Origin of the sequence: Paenibacillus albidus (assembly GCF_014644435.1) — a bacterium.
GTDB classification, from domain to species: Bacteria; Bacillota; Bacilli; order Paenibacillales; family Paenibacillaceae; genus Paenibacillus_AQ; species Paenibacillus_AQ albidus.
Genome location: NZ_BMKR01000006.1, coordinates 18520 through 37343, shown reverse-complemented (window position 1 = coordinate 37343; position 18824 = coordinate 18520). Strand labels below are relative to the sequence as shown.

The following is an 18824-nucleotide window of genomic DNA, read 5'->3' as shown; positions in this document are numbered from 1 at the left end:
GCATGAACCCGCAGAACCAGCAACATGTTGAAACACAGACTGGTCTCTCTTATGGAGGGGCTTTTTTTGTTGCAGTTTTTACAAACTATTAGATCTCTCTTTAAAGAGCTGGATTATTCTATTCCATATAGATGTCTATACAAGTAACTTAAAACTCTGGAAAGGGGAACATTCATGGGGTGGTATGCAAGATCGCTGGGCAAACGAAAAATCTTCGAGTTTATCGTACTGCTGGTATTTGTTTTCTTTTTTCTGGGTCCGCTGCTTAACCTGGTGCTGCTGGCTTTCTCGGGGAAATGGCAATATCCCGCCATGCTTCCGCAAATCTGGTCCTTGGAATGGTGGTCCTTTGTACTGACCAAGGAGGAGGTGTTGTCCTCCATTTCGCTTTCCTTTGGAATTGCCGCAATCGTTACGGTCGCATCCATTTTAATTTGTATTCCGGCTGCTTATGCTTTTGCCAGAATCCGGTTTCCGCTAAGCCGCTGGTTTTTATTCTCTTTTCTGCTGACGAATGCTTTTCCGAAAATGGGCCTTTATGTCTCGATCGCAGTTTTGTTCTACCAGGTGGGCTTAATGAACACCCTGCTTGGTATTGTCCTCATCCACATTGTCAACACGCTGATGTTCATGACGTGGATTCCGGCGGCAGCCTTCAAGAGTGTCCACCAGGCACAGGAGGAATCCGCAAGAGACGTCGGCGCGGGCCCGTTCCGAGTCTTCTGGCATATTACCCTGCCTATGGCGCTGCCTGGCATTCTGGTCGCTTCGATCTTTACCTTCCTGTCTTCACTGGATGAGGCGCAAGGCACTTTCATGGTAGGGATTCCCGATTTCAAAACAATGCCGCTTGTGATGTATTCCATTGTCGAGGATTATCCCAGTACGGCGGGTGCTGTATTTTCCATCATCATGACTCTGCCGACGATTATTTTACTGATGGGCGCACGCAGATTTGTCAATGCGGATGTTATGTCAAGCGGATTTCAGATGAAGTGAGGAGTGAAAATGGACGTGAAGGAAGAGGAAGTTCTACTATCTATCCGCAGTTTGCAGAAAACGTACAAGACCGGCGACGGTGTACGCGATATTAATCTGGATATCCGCAAAGGAGAGCTGATCACCCTGCTCGGCCCCTCCGGCTGTGGAAAGACAACCGTTTTACGCACTATCGGCGGTTTTTTGAATCCGGATGCCGGAGAAGTAAAGATTGAGAATCAGAGCATTCTGCATCTTCCTCCGGAGAAGCGCCCGACTGCCATGGTGTTCCAGAGCTATAATCTTTGGCCGCATATGACGGTATATGACAATTTGGCTTTTGGACTTAAGCTCAGAAAAACGGGCAAACAGCAGATCCGCGAAAAGGTCGAGCAGGTGCTGAAGCTCGTGCGGCTGCCAGGAACGGAGAAAAAATATCCTTCCCAGCTGTCAGGCGGCCAGCAGCAGCGCGTTGCGGTTGCCCGGGCCTTGCTGCTGGAGCCGAAGGTACTGCTGCTGGACGAGCCCTTTTCCGCGCTGGATGCCAAGCTGAGAATGGAAATGCGCGAGGAGTTGCGTGAAATTCAGGCAGCCGGGAATTTGACCATGGTGTTTGTTACACATGATCAGGAGGAGGCCTTGTCCATATCCGATCGCATTGTCGTTATGAACAGCGGCAGAATCGAACAAGTGGCTTCCCCGCAGGATATTTATGATCAGCCAAGCTCCTTGTTCGTGGCCCAATTTATCGGACGTATGAATTTCTTGAACGGACAGGCCTCCAAAGACGGAATTCAGGTGCAATCACTCAGGTTTGGCAACGACAAGGGCCTGGCCGGTGAAGTGACGGTTGCAGTGAGGCCGGAGGATATGGTCATGCAGGACCCTTCGGCGGCAGGAATGTCCGGAACCGTCAGACAGGTAATGGTGCTGGGTCATTATGCGGAGGTGTCGGTCGAAACGCCAGCAGGAATGACCAAGGTGTTTCTGCCGCGTGAGGAAGCACGTGCCCTGCTTACCGGAGCAGAGGTCCATCTCGGTATTTCGCGGGCAACCGCTTATTCCAAAACATCTTAATCAAGGGGGATTTACGAAATGGCCAAGAAATATGTGGGTTCAATTCTGGTTGTACTGATGCTGGTGTTGTCCGCCTGCGGCAACAATAAGGGTGGCACTGCCAACGATGCTGCGGCAGCGGGGGATAACGCAGGCCCGGTGGAGCAAACGGAGCTTAATTTCTATTTCACGGGTTCCCTGAATGTAAAGGATATGTGGGAAAAGATTGTCCCGATGTTTGAAGCTCAGAACGATGACATCACCATTAAGCTTACACACATTCCGTCCGGACAAGGCGGACAGTCCACAATGGATCGGCTGCTGGCGGCCAAAAAGGCAGGCGAATCGAAGGTTGACATCGATCTCTTTGAGGCATCCGGAGGCGATGTGCTGCTCGCAGAGAAAGAGGGTATCTTCGAACCTGTAGGAACCGATGTTATCCCGAATATCAGTAAGATTGAAGAAAGCTACATGAGCGACCTTAAAAATCTGGCCGTGCCTTACCGTGCTTCTTCGGTTGTGCTTGCCTATAACAGCGACACGGTAGCCAATCCTCCGCAGACGACCGATGCACTGTATGACTGGATTCGCAGTAATCCCGGGCGTTTTGCCTACAACGATCCGGCGACCGGTGGAGCAGGCAGTTCATTTGTGGTAACCGCTCTGTACAACTTCCTGCCGGATGAAGCCGTGCACAGTCAGGACCCGGCGATTATGGAGCAGTGGAATCAGGGGTTTGATCTGCTGAAGGAACTGCACCCATTTATGTACCAAAAGGGCGTGTATCCGAAAAAAAACCAGGGGACGCTGGATATCCTTGCTACTGGTGAAGTAGACATGATTCCTGCCTGGTCGGATATGGCACTGGAGCAGCTGAACAAAGGCCTCTTGCCGGATAATATCAAATTGACGCAAATTGAGCCTGCTTTTACAGGTGGACCGGCAATGCTTGCGATCCCGGCGATGTCAGAGAAAAAAGAAGCTGCCCAAAAGTTCATTGATTTTGTGTTGACCCAGGAAGCGCAAGAAGTGATCGTCAACACCATGTTCGGATACCCGGGAATCAAATGGTCGGAAATGCCGGCTGAGCTGCAGGCCAATTTCGAAAGTGTCGCCAAAGGGTACCGTCAGTTCCAGATCGGTGAGCTTGGAAATGAGATTAACAAACGCTGGCAAGCGGAAGTAGCCACGCAATGAACGTGGACAAAGCCGGTTTGATAAAAATGAAGGGCAAAACAGAGCGAACCGGAATTAGCAGTCAGACGAAGGCCTCCATTACAGGCTTGCTCATGGTCATTCCTTCCTTTGCGCTGCTGGTCTTTACTGTAATCATACCGATTTCGCTTGCGGTTAAGGAGAGTTTCCTTGACACGGACAGAGCTTTTTCACTGAAAAACTATACGTATCTGTTTACTGATAAAGCCATGCAGAGCAACCTGATGTTTACTTTGAATCTGACTCTAATCAGTACAGCCCTTACGCTGTTAATCGGTTATCTGCTGGCGATATATCTCAGATTCAATGAAGGCCGGATAACGGACTGGATTCGCAAGCTGTATTACATTCCTATGTTCGTTCCCGGCGTAATTGCAACTTACGGCATCATCAATATGTACGGAAATCACGGCTGGCTGATGAGAATAGGGAATGCTTTGGGCTTCGAGAGCTTCCCGCGTTTTATTTATGATTACAATGGACTTTTGCTGGCCAATCTGTGGTTCAATATCCCCTTTACAACCATGTTGCTCAGCTCTGCGCTGGCGGGAATCCCTAATTCAGTCATTGAAAGCGCACGTGATGTAGGGGCAGGGAAAATAAGTATTTTCGCGAAATTTATTGTGCCGATGACGTACAAGACGCTGCTGGTAGCAGCTACCTTTTCCTTTATGGGGATGATCGGGGCGTTTACCGCTCCGTTTCTGATTGGACCCAATGCTCCGCAGGTTCTGGGCGTAGCCATGCAGCAGTCTTTTTCCATCTATCATGAGGTAGGGATTGCCAGTGCTATGGCGGTGTTTATGTTCCTGCTCTGTTCTGGAATGGGCTACTTCTATATCCGCAGCATGATTAAAGAGGAACCGGCCGCCAGGTAAGCAGGCAGCAATTAAATCAAGCATTCTGGAGGGAGAGTTACGGTGGAGAAGACAACAACAATGGATAAAAAGGAGATAACACACCTTCAGCTTCCCGAATGGCATAAGCTTGCCGGGGCCACGGGGTGGTCGGGAACATTTCGGATAGACGAACCCGGTTATGCCGAAATTACGTTACTTGCCCGTTCCGACAGTCATTGGAGCTTACCGGATAAGGAATCTGTGCTGCTCACCCTTGAAGTGGACGGAGAATATAATCAGACCGTTGTGCTCTTTTATGGGGAGGAGCCGTTTGCCTATACACGGCTCCTTGGCCGGCTGGAGGTCGTTGAGCATCAATTGCAGTTGTCTTTCAGCGAGGATTCCTCGCCGCTGGCCAAATGCGCCTGGATAAAGGGAGTGAAGATAGCGGTAATTCCCGAGGATACATCTCTGGGGCTAATCTACCGCCATGCTCCTGTGCTCTATGGCCGCAATTTGCAGGATCCCTTCGAAAGCCGATACACGGACACGCCGCTTCTGCTGATCTACCGGATGGAGGATGCTTCTTCCGGTAAGTTGCTGGAATATCATACGATATACAGTCATGAGGATGCGGGAACCCCAGCCCCGCTATTGATGAGCAAATGGGGAAGGTTGACGGATATCGAATGGACGTACCGTGTGCTGCTTGATAAGACGGGGGAGGTTGTGAAGGCGGAATATCAGGCTCCGCATCATGAAACCAAAGAATTTGCCGGCCTAACTGCCTTGGGCGGTCATCCAGTGTTGCAATCGGCTACGGACAATGGGATGGTGACGGACGTTCCGGTGTCAAGCTACCGCTTCTTGCTTCCCCCGGTTTACCACTGGAAACCGGAGGTTGAGCCCCGCGAACGTGCAATGGACGAGTATCCGTTCACATACCAGCTGATGGCTTGGGAGCTTCTGCGGCAGGAGGCCTGGGAGCGCCCCTGCAACCCGGATACGATAAAGTTTACCGATCCGAGGCATTATCTGTATGTTCAGACCTCTGCACAACATGAAGCAGCAGTGGCGGAACGCCGCACTTCCATCGACATCAAGGTTAAACGGCGAGGGGAAAAACGCTGGTATTCCAGCAGCTTCAATGATTGCCGGGCGAATGGTCAACGTGCGGCGTATGACGGTCCTTACCCTTGTTTTGCCACCACCGTTAAAATGCCGGAAGGCTGCTCCCTGGAGGAACTAGAAGAGGTGCGGGTCGTTTTGCTTCCCGGAGGAGCAGATGAAATCCTCGTGAAAGGTCTGAAGTTATTCTATCTGACGGAGTTATTCACACCCGGAGAGGCCGTTGAGCTTGAGGGCTCCGTCAACCTGACCGTGCAAGTGCCTGAGAGAACGATTTGGAAAGCGGATGCTGCGTATGTACTCTAAAACACTGCTTGATATCAGCTCAAGGATTACGCCTGCGGACAGACATGTGCACCTTGTGCACAGGTTTCTTGTACCGCGGAATACACGACAGCTGCGGATTGACTTTGCTTACTCACCCAAGCTTCTGCAGGATGAGGCACGGCAGAATACGCTGGTCCGGCAGGCCGTAGACCGGTATATGGAGCCTGAACTCCGTGAAGTAGCATATACGGACCCGGATTACCTTGTCTTGCAGAATCTGCTTACCGTCTCACTGGATGATCCCGCAGGGTTTCGCGGGGCTGCACATCGTGCGAATAAGGAGCAGATCATTATTGTATCGGAGTCGACGGCCACGCCGGGATTTCTGGCCGGTCCGCTTCCCGCAGGACTGTGGGAGCTGACGGTTAGCCTGCATGAGGTTGTAACGGACAAATGTCAGTTCGAGCTGCAAGTGCAGGCGGCAGAGACGGAAGGAGCAGATGGATTATGACGATCCGCTGGGTGGCGTGCGAACTGCATACGCACACCGTTCACAGTGATGCTTCCCACACGCTCGACGAGATGGCAACGGCCGCCCGTGAGCTGGAGCTGGACTGGATTGCGCTGACCGACCATAATACCGTCAGCGGCTGGGCCTTCAAAGAACAGGTGGAAGCTAAACGGGGCATCGGCATTTTGTCCGGGCTGGAGTGGACCACTTTTTATGGCCACATGCTGACGCTGGGTGCGAATGTACTGCATCACGCCGATTGGCGATTTACCGGACCGGATGATATTGATGAGGGGATCGCCGGAATCCACAAATCCGGGGGACTTGCAGGCATAGCCCATCCATTTCGAATAGGCAGTCCGATATGTACGGGCTGTTATTGGGAGTTCACCATCGGAAAGTGGAAAGCCCTCGATTATATAGAGGTGTGGAACGGCCCCTCACCTCACATGAAAGCTTTTAATCAGCGTGCTTATCTCTTTTGGACGGAACTGCTTAACCGTGGTCTTCGCATCCCTGCTGTCAGCGGCAGAGACTGGCATCATTCACTGCTTAGCAGTGAAGCTACTCTTGCGGTTACTTATTTGGGCGTACACGAAGAGGCCGCTGCCGGTTATGCCGGGGGAGGAGCAGCACTGGAGTCCGCCGTGCAGGACCCGCGGAAAGGAGTGTCAGAACCGCAGCTGCTGGAGGCGATCCGGCTGGGAGCGGTCTCGGTTACACAGGGTCCGCTTCTGAAGCTGTATGCCAGGGAAACCGGGCGTGAAGAAAATCGTACATTTGGCATCGGTGAGGTAGCCAGGGTTGACCCTTCGGCGGGCAGCCGATTGTCGCTTACCGTGGAAGCCGATTTTGAAGTGCGTAAACGCCAGTGGAGCCTGGAGGGGCAAGAGCTGAAGTTATGTCTGGTCGGCAGTGCCGGGATAGTAGCCGAGTGGATTGTCCCTCCGGTTTCGGCTGCTTTCAAGACATGTTCCGATATGACGGGACAACGCTGGATCAGAGCGGAGTTGTACGGAACGATGAACGGCCAGGCAGGATTGCTTGCCTTTACCAACTGTATTTATGTGGAAGAAGGAAGCCTGACACTGTGAACTATGAATAGAATGAATAGGTCATTAATTTGCATTCTGGAAGCCATGAAGCTCTCGTTACTTTTCTCTTGCAGAGAACAGGGGGACGGGAGCAATCATGGCTTTTTGCTTCGGTTTCTGGATGCCGGCGGGGGCCTACTCCCCCAGGATCAAGGTGCCTGCGCAACCTGCTCCTGGGGAATTCAATCACTAGTCTGATAAGGAATAGCATTGCATCAAAACCCTACAAACCTTTGCCGCCTAGGGCACGCAGTTTAATGGGCTCCGCTCCGGCAATCAACGGCCGGCCGCGTTGAATCGACGCCAGTACTTCTTCATTCTTTAGACTGGCTGCATGGGCCTCTGCATCTTTCCACAGTTCGGTCACATACACCACATTCGGATCGTCGTCTGATACATTGACTATGTACAAATAGCAGTCATTATTTGCTTTCAACAGATCGGCCGCTTCTAGCAAGATGTCTGTAAGAGCGTCCCTTTGCCCCGGACGTGCCGTCAACTTTCCATACATAGCAAAATGGTTCATGAGCCTCATCCTATTCTCGAGTGATATTTACTTCATCTTATCATAATGTTCCGCAATTGAAATGCAGTTTCCCCTTCGGCGTATTGTTCAAACGTATGACCGAACAGCCAATATTGGTAAAGCTCGTTCAATGCTTGTTCGTGTCACCGGATTCGTACGGCTTGCGAAGAAACAAACGAAAAATGCTTCCAAATACAAGAGAGTCGATCATATGAAATAAAGCGTAAAATGAAAAAGCAGTTTGTCTACTGGCCGGCTGCTATTCATGTTGTGATCACAGATGAAACAAATGGTTAGTATTGTAAACAGCACCTTGCTGGTTAGTGTATGCGGCCCTCTCAGGTGGGCTATGTGTGAGGGGGGCTTGACAGGGGTGTGCTATACTTATTTCAGGATGTGGAGTTAAAAAGAAGCTCTGCGGCGCTCTTATATGATCATTTTGATAATATTATTATGATATTAAAGAGGCGGACATTAAGAGGAGGTAAAACAATGTTAGAATCTGGAGCCAAGGTATTTTATCCGAATCAGGGTGCGGGTTTAATTAAATCTGTTGAGAACATGCAGTTTATAGGATCACCAAGAGAATATTATAAAGTCTATATGCAGATGAACAGCCTGATCCTTTACATTCCCTTATACGATGCTGATAAAATGGGGCTGCGCCGGCTTTCCACTCCGGAACAACTGGAAGAAGCGAGAACGCTCTTTTTTGCCGAATCCAAGCAGCTGCCGCAAAATAGCAGCGACCGGAAGCAGCTGCTGAAAAACAGGCTGAAGTCAGGAAAGCTGTCAGATTTATACCAGGTCATTAGAGATCTCACCTGCAGTAAGGATCATGGTACAAAAGTGAACGCCGAAGACAAATACATTCTGGAGCACGCCATCGAGCTGCTTGAAAGTGAGCTGATGCTTATCCATAAGCTGTCTGGGGAGGGCGCCGGGCTGCTGGTAAGAGAAGAAATCCGGCAACGGTCATTGGACGCCGCTGTTCAGATAACCAAATGATTATCATGGGGAAATCCGCCTTCTCTATGTGTATGGCCAGAAAATAATTCTGATTTAAAAACCAATATATGTCAAAAAGACTTGACATGCATATGCTACAATTAAATTATGACAGCTGATACCGGGAGGAACCTCATGCATAAATATATAAGTGTCAGCGGAGCGAGACAACATAATCTGAAGAATATCAGCCTGCAAATTCCGCGCAACCGGTTTGTAGTCTTTACCGGGGTGAGCGGGTCGGGCAAATCCAGTTTGGCCTTTGATACGTTGTATGCCGAAGGACAAATGCGCTATGTCGAGTCTTTGTCCGCTTACGCCAGACAATTTCTGGGGCTGATGGGCAAACCGGATGTGGATGCGATCGACGGTCTCTCCCCGGCGATAGCCATTGAACAAAAGACAACCTCCAATAATCCGCGCTCCACCGTGGGGACGGTAACGGAGATTTATGACTATTTGCGTCTGCTGTGGTCCAAGATCGGCATTCCCCATTGCCCGTCCTGCGGGAGAATAATTAAACGCCAATCCGTGGATGAGATTGTCCAACAGATCAGCAGTCTGCCCTACGGCACCAAATATGAAATTCTGGCTCCCGTGATCCGGGGCAAAAAGGGTGAACACCAGAGAGTATTTGAGCAGGCGAAGCAGAACGGCTATGCCCGGGTCCGGGTGGACGGCGAGGTTCATCACTTGACTGGCGACATTGCGCTGGACAAGAACAACAAGCATTATATCGAAATTGTGATTGACCGTCTGGCCGTGAAGGATATAGATCGGCAAAGACTGGCGGACTCCCTTGAAACCGCGTTGGCGCTCTCGGGTGACCTGGTTGTTATTCATCAGACGGCCAGCGGTGAGGAGACTCTGTTCTCACAGAACTACGCCTGCCCTTACTGCTCGGTCTCCTTGCCGGAGCTGTCTCCGCGTATGTTCTCTTTTAACAACCATGAAGGTGCATGTTCCGGCTGCTCCGGCCTGGGTTCCTATTTGAAGGTCGATCAGGGCAAGGTCATCCCGGACATGAGCCGCTCCATCCACTCTGGCGGCATTGTGGCCAATGGTTGGAACAATGTCAAGACGAATTCCTTTTGCAAAATGTATTATGAAGCGCTGGGGAAGAAGTATGGGTTCGATTTCGATACTCCGCTTGCACAGCTATCACCGGAAGCATTGTCCGCACTTCTGTACGGGACTCATGGAGAGAAGCTAGACGTGTACCATCCGAGTGAAGGGTTAAGGAAATACGTGAAAGAGTCCTTTGAGGGCATCATCCCTAATCTGGAGCGGCGCTACCGTGAAACCCCATCCGAGGACATGCGCAAGGAGCTGGAGACGTATATGTCCGTCCTGCCTTGTCCCGATTGCCAGGGGGACCGCTTGTCGCCTGTTGTGCTGGCTGTCAGGATAGCAGGTATGAATATTTCGGAATTCTGTGCCTTGTCCATAGAGGATGCGTTACAAAGTATAAGGAATCTGACCCTGACGGTTGAGCACTCCGGGATTGCCGGTTCCATTCTGCAGGAGATTGAGGCAAGATTCCAGTTCCTGCTTAACGTAGGCCTTAATTACTTAACACTATCCAGAGCTGCCGGGACCTTATCGGGCGGTGAAAGCCAGCGGATTCGTCTCGCTACACAGCTGGGTTCCGGGCTTATGGGCGTGCTGTATATCCTGGATGAGCCTTCGATCGGCCTGCATCAACGGGACAATGACCGCCTGCTGCTGGCTCTTGGCAAAATGCGCGATCTGGGCAATACTCTGATTGTCGTAGAGCATGATGAAGATACCATCCGGCAGGCGGACTGGATTGTGGACATCGGACCCTATGCGGGTGTTAACGGCGGTGAAGTGGTGGCGCAGGGTGTGCTTGATGATATCAAGGCAGAGCCGCGTTCGATAACCGGCCAGTATCTGGATGGAGCTATCCGCATTCCTGTTCCAGATACGCGGCGTTCCGGGACCGGGAAACAGCTGTCCATTCTGGGAGCAGCGGCCAACAATCTGAAGGGCATCGATGTGTCGATTCCACTGGGCACCTTCACTTGTGTAACAGGAGTGTCCGGCTCGGGGAAGTCAAGCCTTGTCAACGAAATCCTGTACAAAAAGCTGGCGTCCTCGCTCAACAGAGCACATACTGTGGCCGGGGCGCACCTTGGGATCGAAGGCTTGGAGAATCTCGACAAGATCATTAATATTGATCAGCAGCCGATTGGACGTACCCCTCGCTCCAACCCGGCCACCTATACCGGTGTTTTTGACAACATCCGCACGCTCTTCTCCCAGACGAACGAAGCCAAGATTCGTGCCTATGGTCCGGGGCGTTTCTCCTTCAATATCAAAGGAGGCCGCTGTGAAGCGTGTGCAGGCGAGGGTCTGATCCGTGTGGAGATGCATTTCCTTCCGGATGTGCATGTGCCATGCAGTGTATGCAAAGGGCGAAGATACAGCCGCGAGACGCTTGAGGTGCACTACAAGGGAAAGAGTATAGCTGATGTGCTGGATATGACTGCCCAGGAAGCGGTCAAATTCTTTGAGAATATCCCGAGAATCCGTAAAAAAATTGAGGCGCTCTGCAAGGTCGGACTGGGGTATATCAAACTGGGCCAATCCTCGACCACGCTGTCCGGAGGGGAAGCGCAGCGGATCAAGCTGGCCGCGGAGCTTCTGAAGCCCGCTACCGGCTCTACCATTTATGTCATGGACGAGCCAACTACGGGGCTGCATTTTGCTGATGTGCACCAGCTTATTCAGGTCTTGCATTCGTTGACGGATGCCGGCAATACAGTGGTGGTCATCGAGCATAATCTGGAGTTGATCAAAAATGCCGATTATCTTATTGACCTGGGCCCCGAAGGGGGAGCCGCTGGCGGAGAGATTGTATGTACTGGTACACCGGAGCAAGTAGCCCGGCATGATCTGAGCTACACCGGACAATACTTGAAAAAAGAGTTGGAGAAGAAATGAATTTAACAACTAAACAGGTTAAACATATCCGGTATGGTACCGGAACAGTTTTAAGCCATACTGACGGACGGTTAACTATTACATTTGCTGATGTAACGGGGACAAAGAGCTTTATGTATCCGGAGGCTTTTGAACAGTATTTGAGCATAGCTGATCCCCTTCTTCACGAAGAGATCCTGTTGGATTTGAAATTGAAGGCTGAGCAAACTGCAAAGGAAAAGATCCGTCAAGAGCAGTGCCGGTTGGAAGAAATCCAGAGACTTGCAGAGGAGAAGCTTGCCTTACAGAAAAAATCACGGCGCAAACCATCCCAATCCAAGAAAAAAAGTTGAGCCATTATTAAATCTCTCAAAGAAAACCTCCTCAATATAACCTTTTAGTGTTATATTTCACAAGGCTGTCGTTTGATTATTACAAACGGCAGCCTTGTGAATATTACTCGGTCTGTAGGGATAATACAGAATCTTATTTGTCAGCAAGGTAACCTAAACCGTGTTTGTAAAGAGAGCTGGAAGTTACAGGAAGCATAAATCATATCCGCCGACTTTAAACCCATTTTGGTTGCCTCACCATTCTGATTCCCCTATCAAAAATCGTTTTTTGCAATTTCAAAATCATCATAAACTCCTCCACGAATGTATACTGTATCCCCAGAGGAAGCTGGCGATTCTGTTTTGCATCTCTTCGGGTTATGTATTGTTCAATTATGCTTCTTTTTGGAAATCTCCTTCAGCAGCTCCAACAACATTAAAAAAGACTTTTCTCCAACGCCTTTCATGAGTTGAATGTGTTTCGCTTTTGAATTCAATATATCTTCAATCGTATGTAATCCATTACGACGTAAAATATTAATGAGTTTTAGAGTTGCATATTGGTTGTTTCCTGAAGTATCAATCTCCATTAAAAATACAACATCCTGAATCAAGTATTCTTCTGGAATAAGTAAGCTTGTTTTTAGCGGTTGATTTAGTGAAAGGTCAAGCATCGAGACAACTCCTCATCCAATGACTTTTTTAATTATAACAGCACCCGTTTTTCTGAGATCAAGAAATTCATGATTCTCCAAAACAATGAGCGGTTTTGTTGGGTGGTTGACGTTGGTCAGGAGAATCTTGCCTTTACGATCATCTGATAAAATGACATCACAGCCGACTTGCCTGGAAAGCATCATATCAAGAAATGTCAAACCAATAACGGGGTCGAATCGATTTAGGATTATTTGTCTGTGAATTTCATTAACTGTCTCAAAAAAGGTGAATGCTGGTCTGTGGGGGCGATCCGATATCAAGGCCATATACACGTCGGCCAGAGCCACAATTTTGCTTAACCGGTCGAGTTGATTTCCTTTTACACCCATTGGATATCCACTACCGTCATCCCGCTCGTGATGCTGTAGAGCTACGAGTGCAACCCGGGGATCAATCTCCGAATTTTTCAAAAGCTCGTAACCATAAACAGTATGCTTCTTCATCATGTTGAATTCTTGGGTGTCAAATTTTTCTGGTTTTTGAATCAAGGAAGAGGGCAGCTTAACTGTGCCGATATCATAGAGCGTCGCCGCAGTTGTAAGCAAAGCCAGTTCTTCTTCATCCAATTGCAGACGCTCTCCAAGCGACGTGGCAATGACCGCTACACCGATGCTTTGTTCGTACCGAAAGTCCCCCTTTTGCTGCAGTTCGGAAAACACTTGGAATAAATTATATCGTTTTGCGGTTTTCCTAATGAAAGGGAGGACCTTTTCTTCTATGTCAGCAATCGGGACAACACCGTTCGACTGAATGTATTTATTAATTTCCGATAGATATTTCTCAGTCTGAATTGCATTTTCATGGGAATACATTGGAGATTCTGAAGGGCTTAATCCAATAGTTTGAATGAGAACAGTCTTAATTCTAAAATTGGCCAGCTTCTTAATATGGCTTTCTAGGAGAACTGTTCCTTTCGAAATTAATAAAGTTCCATTGGCGTGGTAAATGTTTTCTGTTAAGCGCTTCCCTATAAATTCTTCATATTCTTTAACCGACATCTCTTGTTTATTACCTCCTTAACATTAATCACTTCAATCATCGAGAGACAAGGTCGTCATAGGCTGCTGTTTTTCTCGTGAAATGAACATGAAAAATATTACGGTTCAATCAATCAAAAATATTAGGTGAAATCTAAAGAATGAATCGTAAGTATCAATAAAGATGGATTAGGCCTATTTATGGCTATGGAAATTGAACTGCAACGTCTAGTATGCTAGGTATTTAGGACTGTCAAAGCTGGATCGTTGACCGGGCTCATTCTGCATATATTATTCCTTGTCTTCTGTGATAATCATTTTTCTTATAGAACAAGAGTTTTTTTGAAAACATCGTTTTATAATGTATGACGCTGTCATAAGTTAGTTAAGGGAAGAATGATTAGGGTCTCACGACCAAGGGAAGAGGAATAAAGGAGGAACTGTAATTATGGAATCGCAGGAACGGGTGTATAAGCCCTACAGGGGTCCGTTTGATCCCTGCCCGCCAGTGCCCTTTAAGACGTATGTTGTACCGCCGAACCAATTCATCAACTTCCAGCCGCCGGATCTGCCCCAGTTTTCCTTGCCTGAAGCACTGAGGTTAGGCACCTTATGGCCGGCATTGTTCAGCCCCTATGAATCCAAGCAAGGAGGGAGATAGTTCATGGAGGCTAATCCTTGCGAACCCCGTTACTACGAAATGCTGGAGCAGTTGCAGATTCTGGATTTTGCACTGGTCGAACTCAATCTGTATCTGGACACCCATCCCGATGATTTACGAAGCATCCAGCAATTTAATCAGCTGACCCAAGAGCGCACCCGCTTGGCCAAGCAATTCCAGGAGCTGTATGGTCCACTGCAAAACTTCGGCCGTGCCTACTCCAAATGTCCGTGGGAATGGAATCAGCCCCCTTGGCCTTGGCAGGTGTAAAGGCGGGAGACGGAGCCATCGCAGTGAATATTCTATGCTCAAGGAGGGGGAGGTCTACCCATGTGGATCTATGAGAAAAAGCTGCAATATCCCGTGCGGGTCAGCAAATGCGACGTGCGGATGGCGCGGTATTTGATGGAGCAATACGGGGGAGCAGACGGTGAGCTGGCAGCGGCGCTGCGCTACATGAACCAGCGGTATGCGATTCCCGATAAAGTGATTGGTGTGCTCACCGACATTTCTACAGAAGAATTCGCTCATTGAGGTTATCAGTTAGACACAATCTCAAGATTCCGGTAATTTCGGATACAGTTTAAGATCGAATTTTCTCATTGTTTCTGGTTGCGTCCAATGGCCACGCTTCTCTTTGTTGTATACAACACCTTGCAACACCGACTTAAGTAGGCCGTTACGTTTCGTCGCATCATCAATTTGATTGTAAACATCAAGTACACGCTCTACTTGTGGTATTATCCCCGTTTTAGCCTCTTTACGATGTTCCTCTGTTTCCAAATCAGCTTGAGCTGAGAGTAATCCCCTCTCTGCTTCGGCAATTCGTTCAGAAAGGTTCTGAGAACGTTCTAAAAACACATCTATAGTATAGATTCCACGTTCTAGTAGATCATGAAGTGCACTTGATTGTTTTTTTAACTCATTAACTTTTTTACTTAGTTCTTTGACAATTTGCTGCTTGGCCTTTATTAATTCTTCAGAATCTCCAGAGTTAATGGGTATATTTTCGCTCCACTGCGCCTTGTACTGATCAATCCATAATCGTAATCCTTCTAAAATTCGTTCTTCCACAAGCACAAATTGTGAGCTGACTTGATTACACATTGGAGTGACGCAAATAAGGGATGGCTCAGACTGATTTGAATAGGGGCGGCGTACCATCAAATGCCTACACAAAGAGCATCTGACTAAGCCAGCTAAAGAACTGGTTATTATTCCTGAAGGTGCTGGTGCATGATATCTGCCTTTCAATATTTTTTGCGCCATTTCCCAGATCTCTTTTGTAATAATAGCCTTGTGTTTACCAGGCACTCTGATCCACATGTCTTCTGAAACTTCGGGGCGTGTTTCTAGCATTTTTCCATCTTTGCGAGTCTTTTTAACAGGACGCCGGTTCCACACAATCTCCCCGTTATAAACTGGATTTTGTAAGATTCCACTGATTGTTGCGACAACCCATAAAGACCCTTTAGCTGTAGGAACACCCAATTGATTTAGTTTCTTGGCAATGTTGCCCATACCCATATTCTGAGAGGTATACATGTCAAAAATCATCTTAACGATAGGTGCTTTTTCAGGATGGGGGGCTAAGCTATAGGACTTATCCTCCAAACGTATTTTTATGTAGCCATATGGAGGGATATTACCAATGTAATTTCCTTCTTTGACTGATTGTATTCTTCCGGCTTGCTGTCTGCGGTTAATAGTTTTATATTCTCGGCGAGACATGAAGAGTCCAAATTCAAAATATTCTTCATCAAATTCATTGTCAGGGTCATAAGTTTTAACTGGAGTGATGATCTTTGTTCCACTATACTTAAAGGCCTGCGCAACGAATCCTTGATCCATAGTATCACCACGTGCAAGGCGCTCAATTTCCATGACCAGTACGCCCGTCCACTTGCCATCTTCAACATCTTGGAGTAACTGCTGAATCTCCGGTCTATCGGCAATTCTTTCTCCGGAAACGATCTCTTTATATACTTTGGAGATGTTAATATTCATTTTCTTAGACAATGCAAATAAAGCTGTTTGGTGTTTTTTTAAAGTTTCGCCTTCACCGCGGGCCTCTGCATCCATATCAGCGCGAGACTTACGTAAGTAAAGGGCATATTTTTCAAAGTATGTACTTAAATCCAAAATTGTCCCTCCTAATAAATACAGCAAACTATGTGATTATTGTAAAGCAGATGGAAGCTAATGACCATACCTCCGTTAATAGGGCAACGCGGAAGATAGACCTATTCCGTAGTAAATAAGTAGTATACGTAATCCTTGGAGCAGATATATAATTAATGTATTGAATGAAAATTATGTCAGGCGGTGTTATGATTTGTCGTGGGAACCTATGGGGTTTGTTTTCTTCTCAACTTTGGAGTTTATAGCTATTTATTTCATCACCTGTGCTCTGTTTAGATTAAGACCTTCTGAAATTATTTTCCCGGCACTATTTATTATTTTATTGATGGATTTACAGAGTTTTTTTCTGAGGAAAGATCTAGAATTGCCAGCGTTTGTACCTCTTATTAACATTTTATTATTCATATTATTATTTACTACCTTAACTCGAATACCTCTTATATGGTCAGCTGTTATTTCGGTCATGGGTTACTTTGCCTTTGTTTTATTGCAAGTTGGTTTAGTTCAATTATCATTTGGATATTTATCTGTTTCCGAATTGACCTCACATCCGGAGAAGGGCTACTTTCTGCAATTGATAAGTAGCGTTTTAGGTATTGGTGGAGCGAGGATGTTTTATACGTTAGGTGGAGGGTTCACCTTTGAATTTGAAAAACTGAGATTGAGACGTGAGACATTATATGTATGTCTACTGATCGGCATTGCACTTGTTGCATCTGTTTGGTTACTTTACAACAGAAGTAGTTCAACTGATGTGATCTATGTATCCATTGCATTGATATTCTTCACCTATTTTGCGATTAAAAAGGAGAAAGAACGTGATTGAATACCTTGCCTTAAGAATGGCTGAAAGTATAAAAAAAAATGTGCCTGAAAGCCCTACATCAACAGCGGTAATGAAATTTGCACTTTCAGTAATTATTAATGCGGTGATGATCATTGTTCTATCGTTATTTATCTCATTCTTTACAGGAAGAATTACAGAAGTAATCCTCGGACTTCTGGCGTTTCCGCTGTTGCGGCAAGCGTCAGGAGGCTATCATATGAAGTCTGGAATGAAATGTGTGCTATTTTCTACAGCGCTTATAACTGTGATCTCCCTAGCAGACCTTCAGTATAAACATATCTTTATGATGGGACTGATAAGCCTGGTGTTAGTGGGCGTCTATGCTCCTTCAAATATTGAAAAGCAATCAAGAACGCCCAAAAAGTATTACCCTCTTTTAAAATTTATTTCACTCATTATTGTGGCTTTGAATTTATTTATTGGCTCTTCCGTGCTGGCAGCTACATTTTTCGCTCAAAGCATTTCTTTAATTCGATTGAAAGGAGGTGAGCGCCCATGAAAAATACTTACTTTAAACTTAAAAGATATGCATTGCTTAATGTGGCTGCACTTTTAGGTCTTGTAGCTCTTGGAACTGTAAGTACAAATAGCGCATGGTATGTATATTCGGCAGAAGTTCCTGAAGAACTACTTAAATAATTTGAGGTGGGGGGTGGGGGACGTGGCATTACTTACCGTAACTCGCGATCCCGAAGGTAAATCTGGAATTCTAAATATTGATGCTGGACTCATATTGATGCTTAATTTTGCAATGAGTTCAGATAAGGTTACGGTACATACTGAAGAGAATATCTACTTCATGGTTGGCACTCTAAAATATTGGAATAAAGTTCTAAAATGTAGTGGATATAGATTTGAGATTGTCGATCGGAGTAATTCAATGAACCTTGATAAGGTGAAGGTACTTGATAAAACATTGAAGATAGCGTACTTCGATCGAAAAATAACCAATAAGTCTAAACGATGTATGATAGCGAGTTGTAGATTTAAAGAGGTAGTTGATCAGATAGTTTCTTTTAACCCGACTATAACTATTGCATAGAGTCCACAAGGGCTCTTTTTTCTATCATAAAAAGGTAGAAAAGTAAACAGTTTTTGTTACACTTATTTGAAAAATTTGTCCAGCCAAATACAGTGTACAGCATACACAATTTGGTATTTAATATAGGTATATTCAAATTACGAACGAGTGTTGACAAATATCTGAATGCGCATTTGTGAACCTAGCATTTTGTGAGAGCAGAGAGTTACTTATTTGTTGGCATATTCACTTCAAGATTTCTTGAAGTTTTTGCCGGATCGGGAGGCATTACCTCCGCGTCACCTTAGGAATTTTTTTAGAAACTGCCACCTCACGCCATGTATATAACAGATCGCAACTCGGAAGCTTCAGAGCTTTGCTTATTGTCATGGCTGTTGCAAAGCCCATAGTTGTGCGATTATGTGCATAGTCAGATAGTTGGCTCTCGGGATATCCAGTTTTGATATGAACCTCTCTTTGAGATATCCCTGTTTCTTTATAGAGTTCCAGAAGGCGACATCGATCCGGTTCATACCGCATCGCGCTGCTCCTTCTTTGT

At 46.9% G+C, this 18824-nt stretch carries 21 protein-coding genes and 1 pseudogene; 17 read left to right on the top strand and 5 right to left on the bottom strand.

The features are described from left to right. The first annotated feature begins 174 nt into the window (after window positions 1–174). Genes IEY53_RS08350 through IEY53_RS08320 form a run of 7 tightly spaced genes read left to right on the top strand, consistent with a single transcriptional unit; the run spans window position 175 to window position 7088 of the window. Window positions 175–999, top strand: a complete 825-nt coding sequence (locus IEY53_RS08350; RefSeq protein ID WP_189023848.1) for an ABC transporter permease — start codon at window positions 175–177, stop codon at window positions 997–999. 9 nt (window positions 1000–1008) lie between these two features. Next, the gene (locus IEY53_RS08345; RefSeq protein WP_189024308.1) at window positions 1009–2055 is read left to right on the top strand and encodes an ABC transporter ATP-binding protein; all 1047 of its coding nucleotides are present in this window, start codon (window positions 1009–1011) and stop codon (window positions 2053–2055) included. A gap of 18 nt (window positions 2056–2073) precedes the next feature. Further along, window positions 2074–3231, top strand: coding sequence for an extracellular solute-binding protein (locus IEY53_RS08340; RefSeq protein ID WP_189023846.1), 1158 nt, complete (start codon window positions 2074–2076; stop codon window positions 3229–3231). After that, window positions 3228–4127 (top strand): ABC transporter permease, encoded by a 900-nt coding sequence (locus IEY53_RS08335; protein WP_229696047.1) that lies wholly within the window; start codon window positions 3228–3230, stop codon window positions 4125–4127. The genes IEY53_RS08340 and IEY53_RS08335 overlap by 4 nt, the downstream gene beginning before the upstream one ends. Window positions 4128–4169: 42 nt before the next feature. Further along, window positions 4170–5522 carry a hypothetical protein gene (locus IEY53_RS08330; protein ID WP_189023844.1) on the top strand — a complete coding sequence of 451 codons (1353 nt, stop codon included), beginning with the start codon at window positions 4170–4172 and terminating at the stop codon, window positions 5520–5522. After that, entirely contained in the window at window positions 5512–5994 is a 483-nt protein-coding gene (locus tag IEY53_RS08325) for a hypothetical protein (protein ID WP_189023842.1), read from the top strand. Before IEY53_RS08330 ends, IEY53_RS08325 begins: the two co-directional genes overlap by 11 nt. Further along, a complete protein-coding gene (locus IEY53_RS08320; RefSeq protein WP_189023840.1) occupies window positions 5991–7088 on the top strand; it encodes a CehA/McbA family metallohydrolase in 1098 nt (365 codons plus the stop codon). The genes IEY53_RS08325 and IEY53_RS08320 overlap by 4 nt, the downstream gene beginning before the upstream one ends. A 223-nt stretch (window positions 7089–7311) precedes the next feature. Here IEY53_RS08320 and IEY53_RS08315 read toward each other — a convergent pair whose 3' ends face one another. Then, the gene (locus IEY53_RS08315) at window positions 7312–7614 is read right to left on the bottom strand and encodes a putative quinol monooxygenase (protein WP_189023838.1); all 303 of its coding nucleotides are present in this window, start codon (window positions 7612–7614) and stop codon (window positions 7312–7314) included. A 492-nt stretch (window positions 7615–8106) separates the two neighbouring features. Between IEY53_RS08315 and IEY53_RS08310 the strand changes: the two genes are divergently transcribed. The 3 genes from IEY53_RS08310 (at window position 8107) to IEY53_RS08300 (ending at window position 11921) form a co-directional block, all read left to right on the top strand. Beyond that, window positions 8107–8622, top strand: coding sequence for a CarD family transcriptional regulator (locus tag IEY53_RS08310; RefSeq protein ID WP_189023836.1), 516 nt, complete (start codon window positions 8107–8109; stop codon window positions 8620–8622). Between the two features lie 135 nt (window positions 8623–8757). Beyond that, complete coding sequence (gene uvrA, locus IEY53_RS08305; protein WP_189023834.1) at window positions 8758–11589, top strand: excinuclease ABC subunit UvrA; 2832 nt, start codon at window positions 8758–8760, stop codon at window positions 11587–11589. Then, window positions 11586–11921 carry a hypothetical protein gene (locus tag IEY53_RS08300; protein ID WP_189023832.1) on the top strand — a complete coding sequence of 112 codons (336 nt, stop codon included), beginning with the start codon at window positions 11586–11588 and terminating at the stop codon, window positions 11919–11921. Before uvrA ends, IEY53_RS08300 begins: the two co-directional genes overlap by 4 nt. A 368-nt stretch (window positions 11922–12289) precedes the next feature. Here the strand turns inward: IEY53_RS08300 and IEY53_RS08295 are convergent, their stop codons facing one another. Then, window positions 12290–12574, bottom strand: a complete 285-nt coding sequence (locus IEY53_RS08295) for a hypothetical protein (RefSeq protein WP_189023830.1) — start codon at window positions 12572–12574, stop codon at window positions 12290–12292. A gap of 12 nt (window positions 12575–12586) precedes the next feature. After that, window positions 12587–13615 (bottom strand): HD-GYP domain-containing protein, encoded by a 1029-nt coding sequence (locus IEY53_RS08290; RefSeq protein ID WP_189023828.1) that lies wholly within the window; start codon window positions 13613–13615, stop codon window positions 12587–12589. Between the two features lie 427 nt (window positions 13616–14042). Between IEY53_RS08290 and IEY53_RS08285 the strand changes: the two genes are divergently transcribed. The 3 genes and pseudogenes from IEY53_RS08285 to IEY53_RS08275 form a co-directional block, all read left to right on the top strand. Further along, window positions 14043–14255: a spore coat associated protein CotJA gene (locus IEY53_RS08285; protein WP_189023826.1), complete on the top strand. Its 213-nt coding sequence runs from the start codon at window positions 14043–14045 to the stop codon at window positions 14253–14255. A gap of 3 nt (window positions 14256–14258) precedes the next feature. Continuing rightward, the gene (locus IEY53_RS08280; RefSeq protein WP_189023825.1) at window positions 14259–14525 is read left to right on the top strand and encodes a spore coat protein CotJB; all 267 of its coding nucleotides are present in this window, start codon (window positions 14259–14261) and stop codon (window positions 14523–14525) included. Between the two features lie 60 nt (window positions 14526–14585). Then, window positions 14586–14786, top strand: a pseudogene (locus tag IEY53_RS08275) (manganese catalase family protein); the annotation flags it as partial. Window positions 14787–14810: 24 nt separating this feature from the next. Here IEY53_RS08275 and IEY53_RS08270 read toward each other — a convergent pair. Then, window positions 14811–16397 (bottom strand): recombinase family protein, encoded by a 1587-nt coding sequence (locus tag IEY53_RS08270; RefSeq protein ID WP_229696046.1) that lies wholly within the window; start codon window positions 16395–16397, stop codon window positions 14811–14813. 193 nt (window positions 16398–16590) lie between these two features. Between IEY53_RS08270 and IEY53_RS08265 the strand changes: the two genes are divergently transcribed. The 4 genes from IEY53_RS08265 to IEY53_RS08250 are packed head-to-tail and all read left to right on the top strand — an operon-like array spanning window position 16591 to window position 18286. Further along, the gene (locus tag IEY53_RS08265; RefSeq protein ID WP_189023823.1) at window positions 16591–17223 is read left to right on the top strand and encodes a hypothetical protein; all 633 of its coding nucleotides are present in this window, start codon (window positions 16591–16593) and stop codon (window positions 17221–17223) included. Continuing rightward, entirely contained in the window at window positions 17216–17743 is a 528-nt protein-coding gene (locus IEY53_RS08260; protein ID WP_189023822.1) for an accessory gene regulator ArgB-like protein, read from the top strand. The genes IEY53_RS08265 and IEY53_RS08260 overlap by 8 nt, the downstream gene beginning before the upstream one ends. Continuing rightward, complete coding sequence (locus IEY53_RS08255) at window positions 17740–17883, top strand: cyclic lactone autoinducer peptide (RefSeq protein WP_189023821.1); 144 nt, start codon at window positions 17740–17742, stop codon at window positions 17881–17883. Before IEY53_RS08260 ends, IEY53_RS08255 begins: the two co-directional genes overlap by 4 nt. Before the next feature lie 22 nt (window positions 17884–17905). Beyond that, window positions 17906–18286 carry a hypothetical protein gene (locus IEY53_RS08250; protein WP_189023820.1) on the top strand — a complete coding sequence of 127 codons (381 nt, stop codon included), beginning with the start codon at window positions 17906–17908 and terminating at the stop codon, window positions 18284–18286. Window positions 18287–18553: 267 nt separating this feature from the next. Here IEY53_RS08250 and IEY53_RS36035 read toward each other — a convergent pair whose 3' ends face one another. Further along, window positions 18554–18805 carry a helix-turn-helix domain-containing protein gene (locus IEY53_RS36035; RefSeq protein ID WP_373293825.1) on the bottom strand — a complete coding sequence of 84 codons (252 nt, stop codon included), beginning with the start codon at window positions 18803–18805 and terminating at the stop codon, window positions 18554–18556. Window positions 18806–18824: the final 19 nt, after the last annotated feature.